This window comes from Klebsiella sp. CD33, from assembly GCF_051992865.1.
GTDB classification, from domain to species: Bacteria; Pseudomonadota; Gammaproteobacteria; order Enterobacterales; family Enterobacteriaceae; genus Klebsiella; species Klebsiella pneumoniae.
The window spans coordinates 723154-740523 of sequence record NZ_CP197023.1 but is presented as its reverse complement, the minus strand read 5'-3'; the positions used below and the strand labels follow the sequence as shown (position 1 = coordinate 740523).

Genomic DNA, 17370 nt, shown 5'->3' with positions numbered 1-17370 from the left:
AGCCACTCGCCCTTATGCTGCAATCTGCCCCCCTGTAATCGCGATCCCGGAGCCGTAGCTTTGACTTTTCTCGCCACGCAATTTTCAGCCCAGGTTCTGGACTGGTACGACAAATACGGGCGTAAAACCCTGCCCTGGCAAATCGCCAAGACGCCCTACAAAGTATGGCTCTCCGAAGTGATGTTGCAACAAACCCAGGTGACCACGGTAATCCCCTATTTTGAACGCTTTATGGCGCGTTTCCCCACGGTGGTGGATCTCGCCAACGCGCCGCTGGATGAAGTGCTGCATCTGTGGACCGGTCTGGGCTACTACGCGCGGGCGCGCAACTTACATAAAGCCGCGCAGCAAGTCGCCACACTGCACGGCGGCGAATTCCCCCGGACCTTTGACGAAGTGGCGGCGCTGCCCGGCGTCGGGCGCTCAACGGCGGGGGCGATTTTATCCCTTTCGCTCGGTCAGCATTATCCGATTCTCGACGGCAACGTGAAGCGCGTGCTCGCCCGCTGCTATGCTGTCAGCGGCTGGCCGGGGAAAAAAGAGGTGGAAAAACGGCTGTGGGACATCAGCGAAGAGGTCACCCCGGCAGAGGGCGTCGAGCGCTTCAACCAGGCGATGATGGATCTCGGGGCAATGGTTTGCACCCGCTCGAAGCCGAAGTGCGAGCTGTGTCCGCTGAGCAACGGCTGCGTGGCCTACGCGAACCATTCATGGGCGGAATATCCGGGCAAAAAACCGAAGCAGACCCTCCCGGTACGCACCGGCTACTTCCTGCTGATGCAGCACGGCGACGAGGTGTTTCTTTCCCAGCGTCCGCCGGTGGGTCTGTGGGGCGGGTTGTTCTGTTTTCCGCAGTTTGCAGACGAAGCGGAGCTACGCGAGTGGCTGGCGCAGCGCCAGATTAAGGCCGATAATCTGACGCAATTAACCGCTTTTCGCCACACTTTCAGTCATTTCCACCTGGATATTATTCCGATGTGGCTTACAGTGCACTCATCTGGCGCATGCATGGATGAAGGCAACGCACTCTGGTATAACTTAGCGCAGCCGCCGTCGGTCGGTCTGGCGGCCCCCGTGGAGCGCTTGTTGCAACAGCTAAAAGCCGGAGCGCCGGTATAAATTTTTCGGCTATCAAAGAGGATTAATTATGAGCAGAACCATTTTTTGTACCTTCCTGCAGCGTGAAGCGGACGGCCAGGATTTCCAGCTGTATCCGGGCGAGCTCGGAAAGCGTATTTACAACGAAATCTCCAAAGAAGCCTGGGCGCAGTGGCAGCACAAGCAGACCATGCTGATCAACGAGAAAAAGCTCAGCATGATGAACCCGGAGCACCGCAAACTGCTTGAGCAGGAGATGGTGCAGTTCCTGTTTGAAGGGAAAGACGTGCACATCGAAGGCTACACGCCGCCGGAAAAACAGTAAGGGCCCTGCGGCCTTTAAAAAAACAAACACAACACGCACGCCCGGAATGATGAAAAAATACTTAGCGCTCGCGCTGATTGCGCCGTTGCTCGTTTCGTGTTCCAGCTCCAATAAAAAAGGCGCCGAATACAACGAGGCCTGGGTCAAGGACACGAACGGATTCGATATTTTGATGGGCCAGTTCGCCCACAACATCGAGAACATTTGGGGGTACAACGAAGTCCTGCTCGCCGGGCCAAAGGACTACGTCAAGTACACCGACCAGTATCAAACCCGCAGCCACATCAACTTCGATGAAGGGACGATCACCGTCGAGACCATTGCCGGCACCGACCCTCGCGGACGACTGCGCCAGGCGATCGTCAAAACCCTGTTGATGGGCGATGACCCCAACTCCATTGACCTCTATTCCGATGTCGATGACATCCAGATCTCCAAAGAGCCGTTCCTCTATGGCCAGGTGGTGGATAACACCGGGGCGTCGATTCGCTGGGAGTGGCGCGCCGCGCGCTTTGCCGACTATCTGCTGCAAACCCGTCTGAAGAGCCGCAACAACGGCCTGCGCGTGGTCTACAGCATCACCATTAACCTGGTGCCGAACCACCTCGACAAACGTGCGCATAAATACCTCGGCATGGTGCGTCAGGCCTCGCGTAAGTATGGGGTTGATGAGTCTCTGATCCTCGCGATTATGCAGACCGAATCCTCCTTTAACCCCTATGCGGTCAGCCATGCCGACGCCATGGGGCTGATGCAGGTGGTCCAGCACAGCGCCGGCAGAGACGTCTTCCGCTCCCAGGGTAAATCCGGCCTGCCAAGCCGCAGTTATCTGTTTGACCCGGCGAATAACATCGACACCGGTACCGCCTACCTGGCGATGCTGAACAATGTTTACCTCGCCGGCATCGATAACCCCACCTCGCGTCGCTACGCGGTGATCACTGCCTATAACGGCGGCGCCGGCAGCGTACTGCGGGTCTTCTCCAGCGATAAAGTGCAGGCGGCCAATATTATCAACAGCATGGCGCCAGGGGACGTCTACCAGACGCTGACCACCCGCCATCCGTCGGCGGAATCGCGCCGCTATCTGTACAAAGTTAATACGGCGCAGAAAAGCTACCGCCGTAAATAGCCCTCCTCCCGACTCCGGCCTCAGCCCCGCGCTGAGGCCGCGCTTATTCTCCGCCATACTCTGTAATATCTTTCGGTTTTCTGCGGCAGTTAACAGAAGCATTAAGCTAGTGAATGATAGAATCGCATCAAAATAACGGGATTAATGTTATTTTAAAAACATAACAAGCCCACATTCGTGAGGATAACTACATGAATCTTAAGCTGCAGCTCAAAATACTGTCGTTCCTGCAGTTCTGCCTTTGGGGGAGCTGGCTCACCACGCTTGGCTCGTACATGTTTGTCACGCTGAAGTTTGACGGCGCGGCAATCGGCGCAGTGTATAGCTCGCTCGGTATCGCCGCGGTGTTGATGCCGACGCTGCTCGGCATCGTCGCCGATAAGTGGATCAGCGCCAAATGGGTATACGCCATCTGCCACCTGGTCGGCGCGTTAACGCTGTACCTCGCGGCGCAGGTCACCACGCCGGGCGAGATGTTCCTCGTGATCCTGCTTAACTCGCTGGCCTATATGCCGACGCTTGGCTTGATCAATACCATCTCCTACTACCGCCTGCAGTCGGCGGGGCTGGATATTGTCACCGATTTCCCGCCAATTCGTATCTGGGGCACCATCGGCTTTATCCTCGCCATGTGGGGCGTGAGCTTCTCCGGCTTTGAACTGAGCCATATGCAGCTGTACATTGGCGCGACGCTGTCGGTCCTGCTGACTCTGTTCACCCTGACGCTGCCGCATATTCCGGTCGCCAACGCCCAGCGCAATCAAAGCTGGACGGAGATGCTCGGCCTGAACGCTTTTGCGCTGTTTAAAAACAAGCGTATGGCTATCTTCTTTATCTTCTCGATGATGCTCGGCGCCGAGCTGCAAATCACTAACATGTTCGGTAACACCTTCCTGCACAGCTTCGATAAAGATCCGCTGTTTGCCGGCAGCTTTATCGTCGAGCACGCGTCAGTGCTGATGTCGATTTCGCAGATTTCCGAAACGCTGTTTATCCTGACCATCCCATTCTTCCTTAGCCGCTACGGCATTAAGAACGTGATGCTTATCAGTATTGTGGCGTGGATGCTGCGCTTCGGCCTGTTCGCCTTTGGCGACCCGACGCCGTTCGGCACTGTACTGCTGGTGCTGTCTATGATCGTCTACGGCTGCGCCTTCGACTTCTTTAACATCTCCGGTTCGGTGTTCGTTGAGAAAGAGGTGCGCCCGGAAATCCGCGCCAGCGCTCAGGGGATGTTCCTGATGATGACCAACGGCTTCGGCTGTATTCTCGGCGGGATGGTGAGCGGCAAAGTCGTCGAACACTTTACCGTCGAGGGGATCACTGACTGGCAGAGCGTGTGGCTGATTTTCGCCGGCTATTCGCTGGTGCTGGCCTTTGCCTTCGTGGCGCTGTTCAAATACAAACACGTCAGACAACCGACCGCCGCCCAGCAGAGCGTGTGATCGGCAAAAGTAAAACGCCCCGCCTGTTCGGCGGGGCGTTTTTTTATCCCTTCAGCACGTAGCCATACAGCCGCTTAATGCCGTCCGGATCCGTCTCGCTGTAAACCCCCTGCAGCTCCGGCGAGAAGCCAGGCAGCATATTGACCCCCTCCTCCAGCGCGAGGAAATAGCGCAGCACGGCGCCGCCCCAGACCTCGCCGGACACCACGCACAGCACGCCCGGCGGATACGGCAGCGCCCCCTCCGCCGCGACGCGGCCTTCCGCCTCGCTCAGACGCACCAGCTCAACGTTGCCGCGAATAAACTCGTGGTTGGCATCCTGGGGATTCATCACCACCCTTGGGAAGCTCCGTTTACGGAACATCTCTTTTTGCAGGCTCTTCACGTCAAAGCTAACGTACAGATCGTGCATCTCCTGGCACAGCTCGCGCAGGGTATAGTCGCGATAACGCACCGGATATTTGTTATAGATGGTCGGCAACACATCGGCCAGCGGCGTATCCGCTTCAATATGCTGTTCAAACTGCCCCAGCATCGCCACCAGCTGCGCCATTTTTTCGGCGCTCTCCGCCGGCGTCAGCAGGAACAGAATCGAGTTGAGATCGCACTTCTCCGGCACGATGCCGTTTTCACGCAGATAATGCGCCAGAATGGTTGCCGGGATGCCAAACTCACTGTACTCCCCACTTTCAGCGTCAATGCCCGGAGTGGTCAGCAACAGTTTGCACGGGTCGACAAAATACTGGTCGTCCGCGTAGCCTTCAAAACCATGCCAGCGCGCGTCGGGTTCGAAGCTGAAGAAGCGGCGCTCCCGGGCGATCGCCTCGGTCGGGTGATCCTGCCACGGGCGTCCCGCCACCACTGGCGGAATAAAGGGCTGGATCATCTTGCAGTTGGCGATGATCGCTTTGCGCGCCTCAATGCCCAGCGCCACACACTCGGCCCACAGGCGGCGGCCGCTCTCACCTTCATGAATTTTGGCGTTGACGTCCAGCGCGGCAAACAGCGGATAGAACGGGCTGGTGGAGGCATGCAGCATAAAGGCGTTATTCAGCCGCTTGTGCGGACAGAAACGCGCCTGGCCGCGCAGATGGTTATCCTTTTTATGGATCTGCGACGTCTGTGAGAAGCCGGCCTGCTGCTTGTGCACGGACTGGGTGACAAAAATACCCGGATCGTCGGGGGTCAGCTCCAGCAGCAGCGGCGAGCAGTCGGCCATCATTGGGATAAACTGCTCATAGCCCACCCACGCCGAGTCGAACAGGATGTAATCGCAGAGGTGGCCGATCTTATCCACCACCTGGCGGGCGTTATAGACCGTGCCGTCGTAGGTCCCCAGCTGGATCACCGCCAGACGAAACGGGCGGGAGGCATTGGCTTTCTCAGGCGCCGCTTCGCGGATGAGATCCCGCAGGTAATGCTCATCAAAGCAGCGCTCGTCAATGCCGCCGATAAAGCCGAACGGATTGCGCGCGGCTTCCAGGTAAACAGGCGTCGCCCCCGCCTGGATCAGCGCCCCGTGATGGTTTGACTTGTGGTTGTTGCGATCGAACAGCACCAGATCGCCGCGGGTCAACAGCGCGTTGGTCACGACTTTGTTGGCCGCCGAGGTGCCGTTGAGGACGAAGTAGGTTTTATCCGCGTTGAACACCTTCGCAGCGAACTTCTGCGCGTGCTTGGCCGATCCTTCGTGGATCAGCAGATCGCCTAATTTCACATCGGCGTTGCACATGTCGGCGCGAAAGACATTTTCGCCAAAAAAGTCATAGAACTGACGGCCTGCAGGGTGCTTTTTGAAAAACGCCCCGTGCTGATGCCCCGGACAGGCAAAGGTGCTGTTATCCATCTCGACGTACTGGGTCAGGGTATTGAAAAACGGCGGCAGCAGACGCGCTTCATAATCACAGGCCGCCGCCTCCAGCTCCAGCCACTCCTGATCTTTACCGGCGATCACCGCCTGCACCCCCTCCGGCTTGTCGACCGCCGTCTCACTCAGCAGGTAGACCGGCAGGTTAAATCCGCTACGCCTGAGGAGAGTAAGGATGCCGCTGCGACTGTCGGCCGCGGAGATGACGACTGCCGCCACATCGGTAAAATCGGTACTGTCCAGCGCCACAACGCGACGGTGGGTGGACAAGCGGGTGACCAGCTCGCAGCTGGCGGCAATGTGCATGGATTTCATAAGCGCAAATGCCCGTATCGGGAGTGTAAAAATCTCAGACAAGGGAGACCTTGCCCAACGATGTGTCCGGGTCTGACGGATTCAGCTCCGACCGCCGGACATCAGTAAAAGCAGACGCGTCCGATCTTACTGTTGCCCTACAGTGAGCATACGTGTCCTTCACCGCATGGTGAACAGAGGGGTAAGCGTAGCAAGATGAGGCAGCCCGCGCATCTGGGCGCGGCGTCGCTGGCGAGATAATGGCTGTGTCGTCATCGGCGGCCTCATATCAGGGAGGAGAAAATTCGCGCAATCATGGCACCTTTCCCGAACAGGCGCAAGATGAAAACCGTATGCACTTATATCACGGATACACAAGCTTTCCCGGTAAGTTAACGCCATAATAATGCGGTTATCAGGGATTTTTAACAGGAGTCAGCGTGGTTACAGGACCTTTTATTAACGCCAGCGCGGTGCTGGTCGGCGGTGTGCTGGGCGCCTTACTCAGCCAACGGTTGCCGGAACGGATCCGCACCGCAATGACCTCTATTTTTGGCCTGGCGTCATTGGGCATCGGCATTTTACTGGTCATTAAGTGCGCCAATCTGCCGGTGATGGTGCTGTCGACCCTGGTGGGGACGCTGCTCGGCGAAATATGCAATATGGAAAAAGGCATCAATACGCTGGTCAGTAAACTCCAGCAGTTGATGTCAGCGAAAGGCAAGAAAAAGGCTTCGGCTCATGAGTCTTATATTCAGAGCTATGTGGCGATTATCGTCCTGTTCTGCGCCAGCGGCACCGGCGTCTTCGGCGCCATGCGCGAAGGGATGACCGGCGACGCCAGCATTCTGATTGCCAAAGCGTTTCTCGACTTTTTCACCGCCACCATCTTCGCCTGCACCCTGGGCATTGCCGTCGCCGCCATCAGCGTACCGATGCTGCTTATCCAGCTGACTCTTGCAGCCTGCGCGGCGATCATTATGCCGCTTACCACGCCGATGATGCTGGCGGATTTCAGCGCCGTCGGCGGCATGCTGCTGGTGGCCACCGGGCTGCGCATCTGCGGGATAAAAATGTTTGCCGTAGTGAATATGCTGCCTGCGCTGGTGCTGGCGATGCCGATTTCCGCGGCCTGGACGCTGTTTTTTGCCTGAAAACGCGTGCTTTTAGCGCAATGTGGTGATAGATTGTTCAGTCTGCTGCAAAACAGATAAATTTCGTTGACGAGGCGCGGCGATTACGGTTTAATGCGCCCCGTTGCCCGGATAGCTCAGTCGGTAGAGCAGGGGATTGAAAATCCCCGTGTCCTTGGTTCGATTCCGAGTCCGGGCACCACTATTTAAAGAACCCGCCCAAAAGGCGGGTTTTTGCTTTTCTGTAGCCGGACTCTCCATCGAACTGCGTTCGATTATTCGCCGCACAGCGGCTCACCCCTTCGGGGCCAGCGCGACACGCGCGCTGTTCAACGCCTGCGGCGTTAGTCCGAGTCCGGGCACCACTATTTAAAGAACCCGCCCAAAAGGCGGGTTTTTGCTTTTCTGTAGCCGGACTCTCCATCGAACTGCGTTCGATTATTCGCCGCACAGCGGCTCACCCCTTTGGGGCCAGCGCGACACGCGCGCTGTTCAACGCCTGCGGCGTTAGTCCCAATCCGGGCACCAAATTCATAGCAACGGACCTCCACGGAGGTCCGTTTTTGCATTCCAAGCCCGCAGAAATCAACATTTCTTCAATCCCTTAACTCCACCCAACTCAATCAACTTCAACCCGCATCATGTCCATTGCGAGGGTACAACTGAGGGTGAGCTGACTCCGCCCCGGTAGGTCTTATAGCCACAAGCTTTTTCAGCCGCTGATTTTCATCCTCCAGTTGCCGCAGACGACGCAATTCAATTTCAGTTACGCCCAGAGCAGCGAATTTCTCTTCTAATTATAAAAATGGCTTCAGAAATGCCCATCTTTCGGCAGACTTCCCCGACACAGATGCCGGTTTCGGCCTGCTTCAGTGCAAATGCAATCTGTTCTTCGGTATAACGGGTCTTTTTCATGGCGATATGCCTCTCTGTGAGATGGAAGAAAAACCGTAGACTTCAGTTTATCCTGTCACTCTTTTCTGGGAGGAGATCAACTTAAGAGCCTCGTGATTAACGTCCTGGCTTCAGATAAGGGGTGAACATCCCCTGGAAATCAGATTTTAATTCTGGGGTGATAAGAACATCTCCTGTAACTTTTCTAGATTCTTCTACACCTACCATTTGGGAGCAACCGTCCATTGCATTAAATGATCGTAAATTTTTATAAGTTGTTTCACTACACCATGCTTCATCCACAGATTTTACAATGTTTATATATAAAAATTTTAACTGTGGCTCATTGTCACATTTATCACATCTAAAAAAAGGATACCAATAACTTCTCCCTATACCTATTAAGGTATAGCCTTTCATATATGGTATGTATGCCTTTAATATTCTATTACGAAAATCAGCATGCTGAATATCAACAAAAAAAATATCACCTTTATTTTTATAAGAAATTGTATAGTTTGTTTTTCCTGGAATATAGCCATTGCCATACGCCATTTCATTTGCCAGTCTGAAATCCATGACTATATACCCATAGCCGGGCATCTGTTTAGCGTCTTGATAATCAATAGTTTTATCAAAACTTCCCGAACAAGAAACCATAAACAATGACAGAATAATACAAACTGACAACCTTGCGAGAATTGAAGGCATCTAAATTTCCCTTTAGTAAAATTAGCTTCCTGTTAGCAATTATCATCCTTCGCGTTCAACATAGCAACAAATTATTACTTAGAACATGCAGGTTTATTCATCCCCTCCCCGTTTTGCCGTTTCCGGAACACAGCGTTCATAGCGGCGATAAAATGTGATTTGCACGGCGTCGTCAATTCATTTTAATTTTATGGCTTGTCGTGACTAACTGGGCTGTTTTCACCTGTGCGGTGAATTTTGCAGGCAACCTTATCTAGTTCGCCATCGGCGACCTTTAAGCTTCCATATGCTAATTGGTGACCTGGAGCGGTAAAGGACCGCTTGACGACGCCGTAACATCGGACGATATACCATACATCCTGTGAGTCCATATAGAACATCCTTTGTCGGATTTTCCCAGCTACAGCGGGGAGCTTATTACTTAGATCTGCATCCACGTCTATTCGCGTTCAAAGAGCTTGATAGCCAGTCACGGTACGACAAATCTGCATTACTTGGTTCAGACTGTTATGCATAAATTTGACATACAGTTGGAAGCCTTCTGACCGTCAGTTGGGACCATAGTCACAGACTAAATAGTACTAAAATGAGCAGATGGGACCGTGGTCCCAGGTTGATAATCTGACCGACGATACATGTGGGACTGAATCGCTACGGGTTTAACAAACACTTCAGATTCTCTTGTAATTATAAATAATACCCATCAGGCATTAACTAAATCCCTCAACGTCACCATCAACATCATCGGATCCATCGGCGACGGCTCAAACCCCACCCGCAGGTAAAAATCCCGTGCTTCATCCGACAGGGCGTGAACCAGCATCCCGCGAATGCCGATAGTCTCCGCCACCTGAATCACACGCAGCCCGGCATCACGTACCAGGGCCCGCCCGACACCTTTCCCATGTAGTGATTTATCCACCGCCAGACGACCCAGTACCACAACCGGGATCGGGTCAGGCATATTGCGGCGAAAACGACCCGGCGCAGTATTTGTCGTCACAGCGCTGGAAGCCAGTGAGTAGTAAGCCATCACCTTCGCGTCGTCGCAGCAGACAAAGGTGCGGGATGCGCCAGTAACCTGATTTTTCATCGCCCGCTGTTTCAGCCAGTGATCCATGGAATCTATACCGCAGCAAAACGGGGTAAGAATATGCCCGGCATGAAGCGGTTCTGGTGCCGAGATCATTCTTCCTGTTCCCACGGCGCAGGGGTCTGCATAGTTTTACGCAGTGCGGCATTAGGTGCAGGAGCCTGATCCAGACGAGCGAGAAATTCCTGATAAGCCTGCGGATCGGCCATAATGATGCGTTGCTCAATCAGCGCTTCCTCAGCGGCAGCGCGGGCGGCCTCCAGCACAAAGTCTGTGCGGTTTTTCCCTCTGGCTTTCGCCGCCCGATCAATAAGATCGCGTTCGGCAGGTTTAATGCGCAGATTTAACGTTTCGCGTTTTATGGACATGCTGTTTGCGGCTGGCATCGTCTTGTCCTCTTGTGTTTCTGTGGATATTAAGTATACAACACGCGTAACGCAGATGTCATTACGATAAATTTATAAGGAATCGAATCGGAGTATCGAACCGGACATGCCTTTAAATATTCAAATCTAGTATTTTGATTTGAAAGTAAAATTATGGGTCTAACTCTGAGTTTTGATAATCAACCAAAAACAGATTTATGATAAATTTCAAGTTAATAGAGTACTGAATGTTCCCGAGTCCGGGCACCACTATTTAAAGAACCCGCCCACAAGGCGGGTTTTTGCTTTTCTGCATCCGGACTCTCCATCGAACTGCGTTAACACGTGATTTCCCTGCTGCGTTTTTCTCCTGGCCAGCCCGCTGCTAGTTAACGACAAGCGCAGGCCTATTCTCCATAGAAACTTTTCGCAAACACATTTTCAGATATCAGATAACACACTGATTAAAATCGCCATTTTCCCGCTAAAAGCGGCTAAAAACGCCCTGTTCTGGAAATCGATCCGCCCAGGTGGCTGCCCTGCTTTCCCTCCAGATGGCCAAATAGCATCTTATATTCCATTTTGCGCTAAATGACAGAGAAATATTCTTTAAATAACCGTTTTCACAGTTCTAGTATGCAAAAATATCTTAAACGAGTGGGTAAATGGTTATGTCACTGTTTCATTCCGTGAGCGACCTGATCGGTCATACTCCCCTGCTCCAGTTGCACAAACTGGATACCGGGCCCTGCAGTCTGTTTTTAAAACTGGAAAATCAGAACCCCGGCGGGTCAATTAAAGATCGGGTTGCGCTGTCGATGATTAATGAAGCCGAGCGCCAGGGTAAACTGGCGCCCGGGGGAACGATTATCGAAGCCACCGCCGGCAATACCGGCCTCGGTCTGGCGCTGATTGCGGCGCAGAAAAATTACCGCCTGATCCTGGTGGTGCCGGACAAAATGAGCCGCGAGAAAATCTTTCACCTGCGGGCGCTGGGCGCGACGGTGCTGCTCACCCGCTCCGACGTCAATAAAGGCCACCCGGCCTACTACCAGGATTATGCCCGCCGCCTTGCCGATGAAACGCCGGGCGCCTTTTATATCGACCAGTTTAATAACGACGCCAATCCGCTGGCCCATGCCACCTCCACTGCGCCGGAGCTTTATCAGCAGCTGGAGGGCGACATCGACGCCATCGTCGTCGGCGTCGGCTCCGGCGGCACGCTGGGTGGGCTTCAGGCCTGGTTTGCTGAGCACTCGCCGAAAACGGAATTTATTCTCGCCGATCCGGCGGGTTCGATCCTTGCCGATCAGGTCGATACCGGACGCTACGGCGAAACGGGATCCTGGCTGGTCGAAGGGATCGGCGAAGATTTTATCCCGCCGCTGGCCAGGCTGGAGGGGGTACATACCGCGTATCGCGTCAGCGACCGCGAAGCGTTCCACACCGCGCGCCAGCTGCTGCAGGTTGAGGGCGTGCTGGCCGGCTCTTCCACCGGCACCCTGCTCAGCGCCGCGCTGCGCTACTGCCGGGCACAAAGCCGTCCGAAACGGGTAGTAACCTTCGCCTGCGACAGCGGCAATAAATACCTGTCCAAAATGTTCAACGACGACTGGATGCGCCAGCAAGGACTGATCGCCCGCCCCGAACAGGGCGATCTCAGTGATTTTATCGCCCTGCGCCATGACGAAGGCGCTACCGTCACGGCCGCGCCGGACGACACCCTGGCCGCGGTCTTTACCCGCATGCGGCTGTATGACATCTCCCAGCTGCCGGTTCTGGAGGATGGCCGCGTGGTCGGCATCGTCGATGAGTGGGATTTGATCCGCCACGTACAGGGCGATCGCCAACGCTTCTCCCTGCCGGTCAGCGAAGCGATGAGCCGCCATGTCGAAACTCTCGATAAGCGTGCGCCAGAGAGTGAACTGCAGGCCATTCTCGATCGCGGTCTGGTGGCGGTGATCGCTGACAACACGCGTTTTCTTGGCCTGGTCACCCGCAGCGATGTATTGACCGCCTGGCGTAACCGAGTCGCACAATAAGGAATTTTTTATGTCATCTATCCACACCCTGAGTGTACATAGCGGAACCTTCACCGACAGCCATGGCGCAGTGATGCCGCCGATTTATGCCACCTCCACTTTTGCTCAGCCAGCGCCGGGGCAGCATACCGGTTATGAATATTCCCGCAGCGGGAATCCCACCCGTCACGCGCTGGAGACGGCGATCGCCGACCTGGAAAACGGCACGCGCGGCTACGCGTTCGCCTCCGGGCTGGCCGCCATCTCCACCGTGCTGGAGCTGCTGGATAAGGACAGTCATCTGGTGGCGGTCGATGATGTGTATGGCGGCACTTACCGCCTGCTGGAAAACGTTCGCCGCCGTAGCGCTGGTCTGCAGGTGAGCTGGGTGAAACCCGACGACCTGGCGGGAATTGAAGCGGCGATCCGCCCCGATACACGCATGATCTGGGTGGAAACGCCCACCAACCCGCTGCTGAAGCTCGCGGATCTCAGCGCCATCGCCGCCATCGCGCGCCGCCATAACCTGATCAGCGTCGCCGATAACACCTTCGCTTCGCCGGCGATCCATCGCCCGCTGGAGCATGGGTTTGATATTGTGGTGCACTCCGCGACCAAGTACCTCAACGGCCATTCCGATGTCGTCGCCGGCCTGGCGGTGGTTGGCGATAACTCCGAGCTCGCGGAAAAGCTTGGCTATCTGCAGAATGCGGTAGGCGGCGTGCTTGACCCGTTCAGCAGCTTCCTGACGCTGCGCGGCATCCGTACCCTGGCGCTGCGGATGGAGCGCCACAGCGCGAACGCGCTGCAGCTCGCCGAATGGCTGGAACAGCAGCCGGAAGTGGAGCGAGTCTGGTTTCCCTGGCTGGCTTCGCACCCGCATCATCAGCTGGCGCGCCAGCAAATGGCCCTGCCCGGCGGCATGATTTCGGTGGTGGTGAAGGGCGATGAAGGTTACGCCGAGCGCATCATCAGCAAGCTGCGCTGGTTTACGCTTGCGGAGAGCCTGGGCGGCGTGGAGAGTCTGGTGAGCCAGCCCTTCAGCATGACCCATGCCTCGATCCCGCTGGAGAAACGCCTGGCGAACGGTATCACACCGCAGCTGATCCGCCTGTCGGTGGGGATCGAAGATCCCAACGATCTGATTGCCGACTGGCAGCAGGCGCTGCGGGCGGAGTGATTATTCCGACGCGCGGGTCGTTGTCAGCGCGTCGGCCATTCCCTGCTGAAGGTGGGCGATAAACTGCGTCAGCTTCGGCAGGGGCCGACGATCCTGGCGCCAGAGCAGATGCACAGGCCGCGGCTGCGGAGTCCACGCCTCCAGCACGCGCACCAGGCTGCCGCTGGCCAGCGCATCGGCCAGCAGTACCTCCGGCTGCATCAGCAGCCCGGCCCCGGCGATCGCCGCCTGGCGCAGCGCGTAGCCATCGTTGCAGCGCAAAACCGCATCGCGTTTCCAGCGCACTTCTCCCTCTACGCCCGGCAGCCGCCACTCGTTGCGGGCGGTCCAGACCGTATGGGACAGGCAGAGATGATCGGCGAGATCCTCTGGCGTCCCGGGGGTCCCGTAACGCGCCAGATAAGCCGGCGCGGCGCAGATCACCATCCGATACGGCGCCAGGTAGCGAGCCACCAGATCCTCCTGATGGATCTCGCCGATACGGATCGCCAGATCGAACCCCTCATCCACCAGATCGACCATCCGGTTAGTCAGATCCAGTTCCACCCGGACCGCAGGCCAGACCTGCAGGAAGGTGGCGGTCAGGGGCGCGATCACGCTGGCGCCGAACGAGGTGGGAGCGCTCACCCGCAGGGTGCCGGCCGGCGCCAGCCGCAGCCGCTCGACCGCGCTTTCGGCGATGGAGACCTGCTCCATCACCCGTTTCGCTTCGTCAAAATAGACTCGCCCGGCGTCGGTGAGGCTCTGGCGTCGGGTGTTACGCTCCAGCAGACGCGTCGCCAGCTGGCTTTCCAGCTGGGCGATATATTTCCCAACCATCACCGCCGACAGCCCCAGGCGCGACGCCGCCCCGGTAAAGCTGCCGCACTCCACCACGGCAATAAACGTCTCCATCCCTCGTAATTTGTCCATATTGCTAACCTCTGGTTAGTAATGTTCTAACTTTTAGCCAGTTTATCCGAGATTACTTTTATTAAAAAATAGCCTCTCACCTCATCAGGAGTCTGCCATGAAAATTATCGTTATCGGTGCCAGCGGCACCATCGGTCGCGCGGTCAGCGAAGAACTGAGTCAGAGACATGACGTTATCCGCGTCGGCCGCACCCGGGGAGATTATCAGGTGGATATCACCTCGCAGGAGAGCGTCGAGGCGCTATTTGCCCAAACGGGCGACGTAGATGCCATCGTCTCCACCACCGGCAATCTGCACTTTGGGCCGTTAAGCACCATGACCGACAGTCAGTTCAACCTCGGTCTGCAGGACAAGCTGCTGGGGCAAATTCGCCTGGCGCTGGTCGGCCAGCATTTTCTGCGCGACGGGGGGTCGATTACCCTGGTCAGCGGTATCGTCGCGCAGGAACCCATTGCTCAGGGGGTCAATGCCACGACGGTCAACGCCGGTCTGGAAGGCTTTGTCCGCGCCGCCGCCTGCGAGCTGCCGCGCGGGATCCGCATCAATCTCATCAGCCCCACCGTACTCAGCGAGTCGCTGGCAGCCTACGGCGACTTTTTCCCGGGCTTCCCCAGCGTTCCCGCCGCCGCCGTGGCGCAGGCCTATCGCCGCAGCATTGAAGGCGTTCAGACCGGCCGCATCTACCCGGTCGGCTACTAGCCTGTGCCGGCTCGCCGGGGCCGGCGCTTACATCAGGCCGTCGTTGCAGGTACACTGACGGCTGATTGTCTCCGGCCGAAAAACTGATGTTGAAAAAATTATCCTTAATTATCCCGCTGCTGGCGCTTATCGCGCTGCTGGTCTGGTGGTTCACCCCGCATTACACCGAGGAAGATGAAGCTTACTACCGGGCGGTATTTTGCATAATCGATCATGACGACAGCCGCCAGTTCCTCCACGATATGCAGAATATCGTCGAGGGGGGAAATTCTGACTACGCGCTGCATAAAACCCATTACCTTCCGGCGCTGGGGCAGCGGATGCTGGATACCTGGCGCCAGCTCAGCCCGCAGGAACAGCAGGCGCTGCGTCAGGACAAGCAGCGCTGCGGCGAGATATTGCGCGAAAAACAACAGGGGAAATCATCCTGACGAGTTGGCAAAATTGCAGCATATCGCCAGCGTCGAATAAGATTGTGCTGTTGATGACCGGATCGCTGTCACAAAATATCCGGTCGTCGTCGCGTCACAGTACGACGTTTTTTCTGCGGCGGAATACGATAAAAAGTAGTTGATCTGGTACGAACTAACTCTTATTTTGCTTCACAGTTTTCAAAATGAGATAAAACTGATGCCTGTCATTATTGCCAGTAGTGTTAAAGAAGCCAAAGCGTTAATTAACGGTGGAAAATACAGGGAAATTATTCTTAACTTCGATATTGATGCCGATGACTTTTTCTCTCTCGCCAGCCATTCCGCCGGAACTAAAATCTCCATCGCCGACCGCAACGATCGCTCTCCGGTAGAATCAGCAAAATAATTAACCCGCGAGGGACGTCTATGTGGTTGTTTATTGGAACCTTTGCGCTGGCTTTTCTCGCAGCGCTGATGCTGGTCTGGCTCGATGACCGGATCGCCGAAACGGATTGACCCTGCGCTGGACGTTAACGTCACGCAGGGCTGCGCGCCGCCGAAAAGCGGCGCACAGCAGAGACGTTACAGGGAGGCCGCCAGCCGCTCAACGGCCGTCAGCAATCCGGCTTCTGACACCGTGGAGTAAGAAAGACGCAGGGTACGGGTATCCGGCTTATCGTGATAGAACGCTTCACCCGGGACGTACACCACGCCGTTTTCCAGCGTTTTCTTCATCCATTCCATGGTATCGAACGGATAGCGGAAACGCGCCCACAGGAACATCCCCCCCTGCGGGCGGCTGAATTCCAGGTGCTCGCCAAGGCGGCTTTCCAGCGCATCGGCCAGCGCCACGCACTTCTTGCGGTAGTCTTCGCGAATCAACGCAATCTGGTTATCCAGCCGGTTCAGACTGAGGTATTCCGCAGTGATCACCTGCGACAGCATATTGGTATGCAGATCCGCCGCCTGCTTCACAATCACCGTCTGCTGCGCCAGCCAGTCCGGCATGACGATCCAGCCGATACGCATCCCTGGCGCGAGGATTTTCGAAAAAGTCGAGGTGTAAACCACCTGATCTTCACAGCCCAGCTCGACAGCATGCTGATAGAGCGGGCGTCTAACGGCGTCTGTAAAGCTAATTTCGCCGTAGGGATCGTCTTCCAGAATGACGAAATCATATTTTTTCGCCAGCTCAACCAGCCGGCGACGACGCGCCTCGCTCAGCGTTTTGCCGCCGGGATTGCCGAACGTCGGCACCAGGTAAACAGCTTTGACGCGGGTGGTCTCCAGCAGGTCGGCCAGCTGCTCGACCAGCATCCCGTCATCGTCGGTGTCAACGCTGAGAATATTGGCCTGCGCCAGCTGAAATACCTGCAGCGCCGCCAGATAGGTGGGACGCTCAACGACGATAGTATCGCCCGGATCAAGCAGCGTACGGGCAACGATATCCAGCGATTGCTGGGAGCCGGAGGTGATATAGACCTGGGCGGCTGAACAGGCGACGCCACGGGAGTGGCAAATTTCACTCACCGCCTGGCGCAGCGGCGGGTAGCCTTCCGTCAGACCGTACTGGAATGCGTCATTAAAACGCTCGCTCATCACCTTCTGCACCGCCAGCTCCAGGCCTTCGGTATCAAACAGTTCCGGGGCCGGAATGCCGCCGCCAAGCGAAATCACGCCGGGCAGTTTACTGTGCTTGAGAAGTTCGCGGACGGCGGAGGGCTTGAGTTCACCCGCGCGGGCGGCGAGACGCCGATCGTGCATACTATTTTCCTTTTCTGTCTTGT

At 56.1% G+C, this 17370-nt stretch carries 16 protein-coding genes, 1 tRNA gene and 1 pseudogene; 11 read left to right on the top strand and 7 right to left on the bottom strand.

Annotation, left to right across the window (positions count from 1 at the left end):
* The first annotated feature begins 60 nt into the window (after window positions 1-60).
* The 4 genes from mutY to ACR809_RS03655 all read left to right on the top strand — a co-directional run bounded on the left by mutY (window position 61) and on the right by ACR809_RS03655 (window position 4000).
* The gene (mutY, locus tag ACR809_RS03670; protein WP_023285553.1) at window positions 61-1119 is read left to right on the top strand and encodes an A/G-specific adenine glycosylase; all 1059 of its coding nucleotides are present in this window, start codon (window positions 61-63) and stop codon (window positions 1117-1119) included.
* 28 nt (window positions 1120-1147) lie between these two features.
* A complete protein-coding gene (locus ACR809_RS03665; RefSeq protein WP_004105744.1) occupies window positions 1148-1423 on the top strand; it encodes an oxidative damage protection protein in 276 nt (91 codons plus the stop codon).
* Window positions 1424-1472: 49 nt separating this feature from the next.
* Entirely contained in the window at window positions 1473-2555 is a 1083-nt protein-coding gene (mltC, locus tag ACR809_RS03660; protein WP_002916629.1) for a membrane-bound lytic murein transglycosylase MltC, read from the top strand.
* A gap of 191 nt (window positions 2556-2746) precedes the next feature.
* Entirely contained in the window at window positions 2747-4000 is a 1254-nt protein-coding gene (locus ACR809_RS03655; protein WP_004144787.1) for a nucleoside permease, read from the top strand.
* A 43-nt stretch (window positions 4001-4043) separates the two neighbouring features.
* Here the strand turns inward: ACR809_RS03655 and ACR809_RS03650 are convergent, their stop codons facing one another.
* The gene (locus tag ACR809_RS03650) at window positions 4044-6182 is read right to left on the bottom strand and encodes an ornithine decarboxylase (RefSeq protein ID WP_023285554.1); all 2139 of its coding nucleotides are present in this window, start codon (window positions 6180-6182) and stop codon (window positions 4044-4046) included.
* Between the two features lie 419 nt (window positions 6183-6601).
* Here ACR809_RS03650 and ACR809_RS03645 point away from each other — a divergent pair, with 419 nt between their 5' ends.
* Both ACR809_RS03645 and ACR809_RS03640 read left to right on the top strand, forming a co-directional pair.
* Window positions 6602-7315 (top strand): DUF554 domain-containing protein, encoded by a 714-nt coding sequence (locus tag ACR809_RS03645; protein ID WP_002916694.1) that lies wholly within the window; start codon window positions 6602-6604, stop codon window positions 7313-7315.
* A gap of 105 nt (window positions 7316-7420) precedes the next feature.
* Window positions 7421-7496, top strand: a tRNA-Phe gene (locus ACR809_RS03640).
* Window positions 7497-7992: 496 nt separating this feature from the next.
* Here ACR809_RS03640 and ACR809_RS03635 read toward each other — a convergent pair.
* The 4 genes and pseudogenes from ACR809_RS03635 to ACR809_RS03620 all read right to left on the bottom strand — a co-directional run.
* Window positions 7993-8209, bottom strand: a pseudogene (locus ACR809_RS03635) (transposase); the annotation flags it as partial.
* A gap of 96 nt (window positions 8210-8305) precedes the next feature.
* Window positions 8306-8899, bottom strand: a complete 594-nt coding sequence (locus tag ACR809_RS03630) for a hypothetical protein (protein WP_004188553.1) — start codon at window positions 8897-8899, stop codon at window positions 8306-8308.
* A gap of 703 nt (window positions 8900-9602) precedes the next feature.
* Window positions 9603-10088, bottom strand: a complete 486-nt coding sequence (locus ACR809_RS03625) for a GNAT family N-acetyltransferase (RefSeq protein ID WP_009308645.1) — start codon at window positions 10086-10088, stop codon at window positions 9603-9605.
* Entirely contained in the window at window positions 10085-10378 is a 294-nt protein-coding gene (locus ACR809_RS03620) for a type II toxin-antitoxin system TacA family antitoxin (RefSeq protein WP_004150912.1), read from the bottom strand. Before ACR809_RS03620 ends, ACR809_RS03625 begins: the two co-directional genes overlap by 4 nt.
* Window positions 10379-11022: 644 nt before the next feature.
* Between ACR809_RS03620 and ACR809_RS03615 the strand changes: the two genes are divergently transcribed.
* Window positions 11023-12399: a pyridoxal-phosphate dependent enzyme gene (locus tag ACR809_RS03615; protein ID WP_004217775.1), complete on the top strand. Its 1377-nt coding sequence runs from the start codon at window positions 11023-11025 to the stop codon at window positions 12397-12399.
* A 10-nt stretch (window positions 12400-12409) separates the two neighbouring features.
* Entirely contained in the window at window positions 12410-13558 is a 1149-nt protein-coding gene (locus tag ACR809_RS03610) for a trans-sulfuration enzyme family protein (RefSeq protein WP_004174416.1), read from the top strand.
* Here the strand turns inward: ACR809_RS03610 and ACR809_RS03605 are convergent, their stop codons facing one another.
* Complete coding sequence (locus tag ACR809_RS03605; RefSeq protein WP_004188550.1) at window positions 13559-14470, bottom strand: LysR family transcriptional regulator; 912 nt, start codon at window positions 14468-14470, stop codon at window positions 13559-13561.
* A gap of 97 nt (window positions 14471-14567) precedes the next feature.
* Between ACR809_RS03605 and ACR809_RS03600 the strand changes: the two genes are divergently transcribed.
* The 3 genes from ACR809_RS03600 to ACR809_RS03590 all read left to right on the top strand — a co-directional run bounded on the left by ACR809_RS03600 (window position 14568) and on the right by ACR809_RS03590 (window position 15989).
* A complete protein-coding gene (locus ACR809_RS03600; protein ID WP_009308651.1) occupies window positions 14568-15170 on the top strand; it encodes a short chain dehydrogenase in 603 nt (200 codons plus the stop codon).
* Window positions 15171-15256: 86 nt separating this feature from the next.
* On the top strand, window positions 15257-15601 hold the full coding sequence (locus ACR809_RS03595) for a hypothetical protein (RefSeq protein ID WP_004185642.1): 345 nt from the start codon (window positions 15257-15259) through the stop codon (window positions 15599-15601).
* A 199-nt stretch (window positions 15602-15800) separates the two neighbouring features.
* Window positions 15801-15989 (top strand): hypothetical protein, encoded by a 189-nt coding sequence (locus ACR809_RS03590; protein WP_002916738.1) that lies wholly within the window; start codon window positions 15801-15803, stop codon window positions 15987-15989.
* 176 nt (window positions 15990-16165) lie between these two features.
* On the opposite strand, the gene ACR809_RS03585 is transcribed toward ACR809_RS03590, so the two are convergent.
* Window positions 16166-17347: an aminotransferase-like domain-containing protein gene (locus ACR809_RS03585; protein WP_004149825.1), complete on the bottom strand. Its 1182-nt coding sequence runs from the start codon at window positions 17345-17347 to the stop codon at window positions 16166-16168.
* Window positions 17348-17370: the final 23 nt, after the last annotated feature.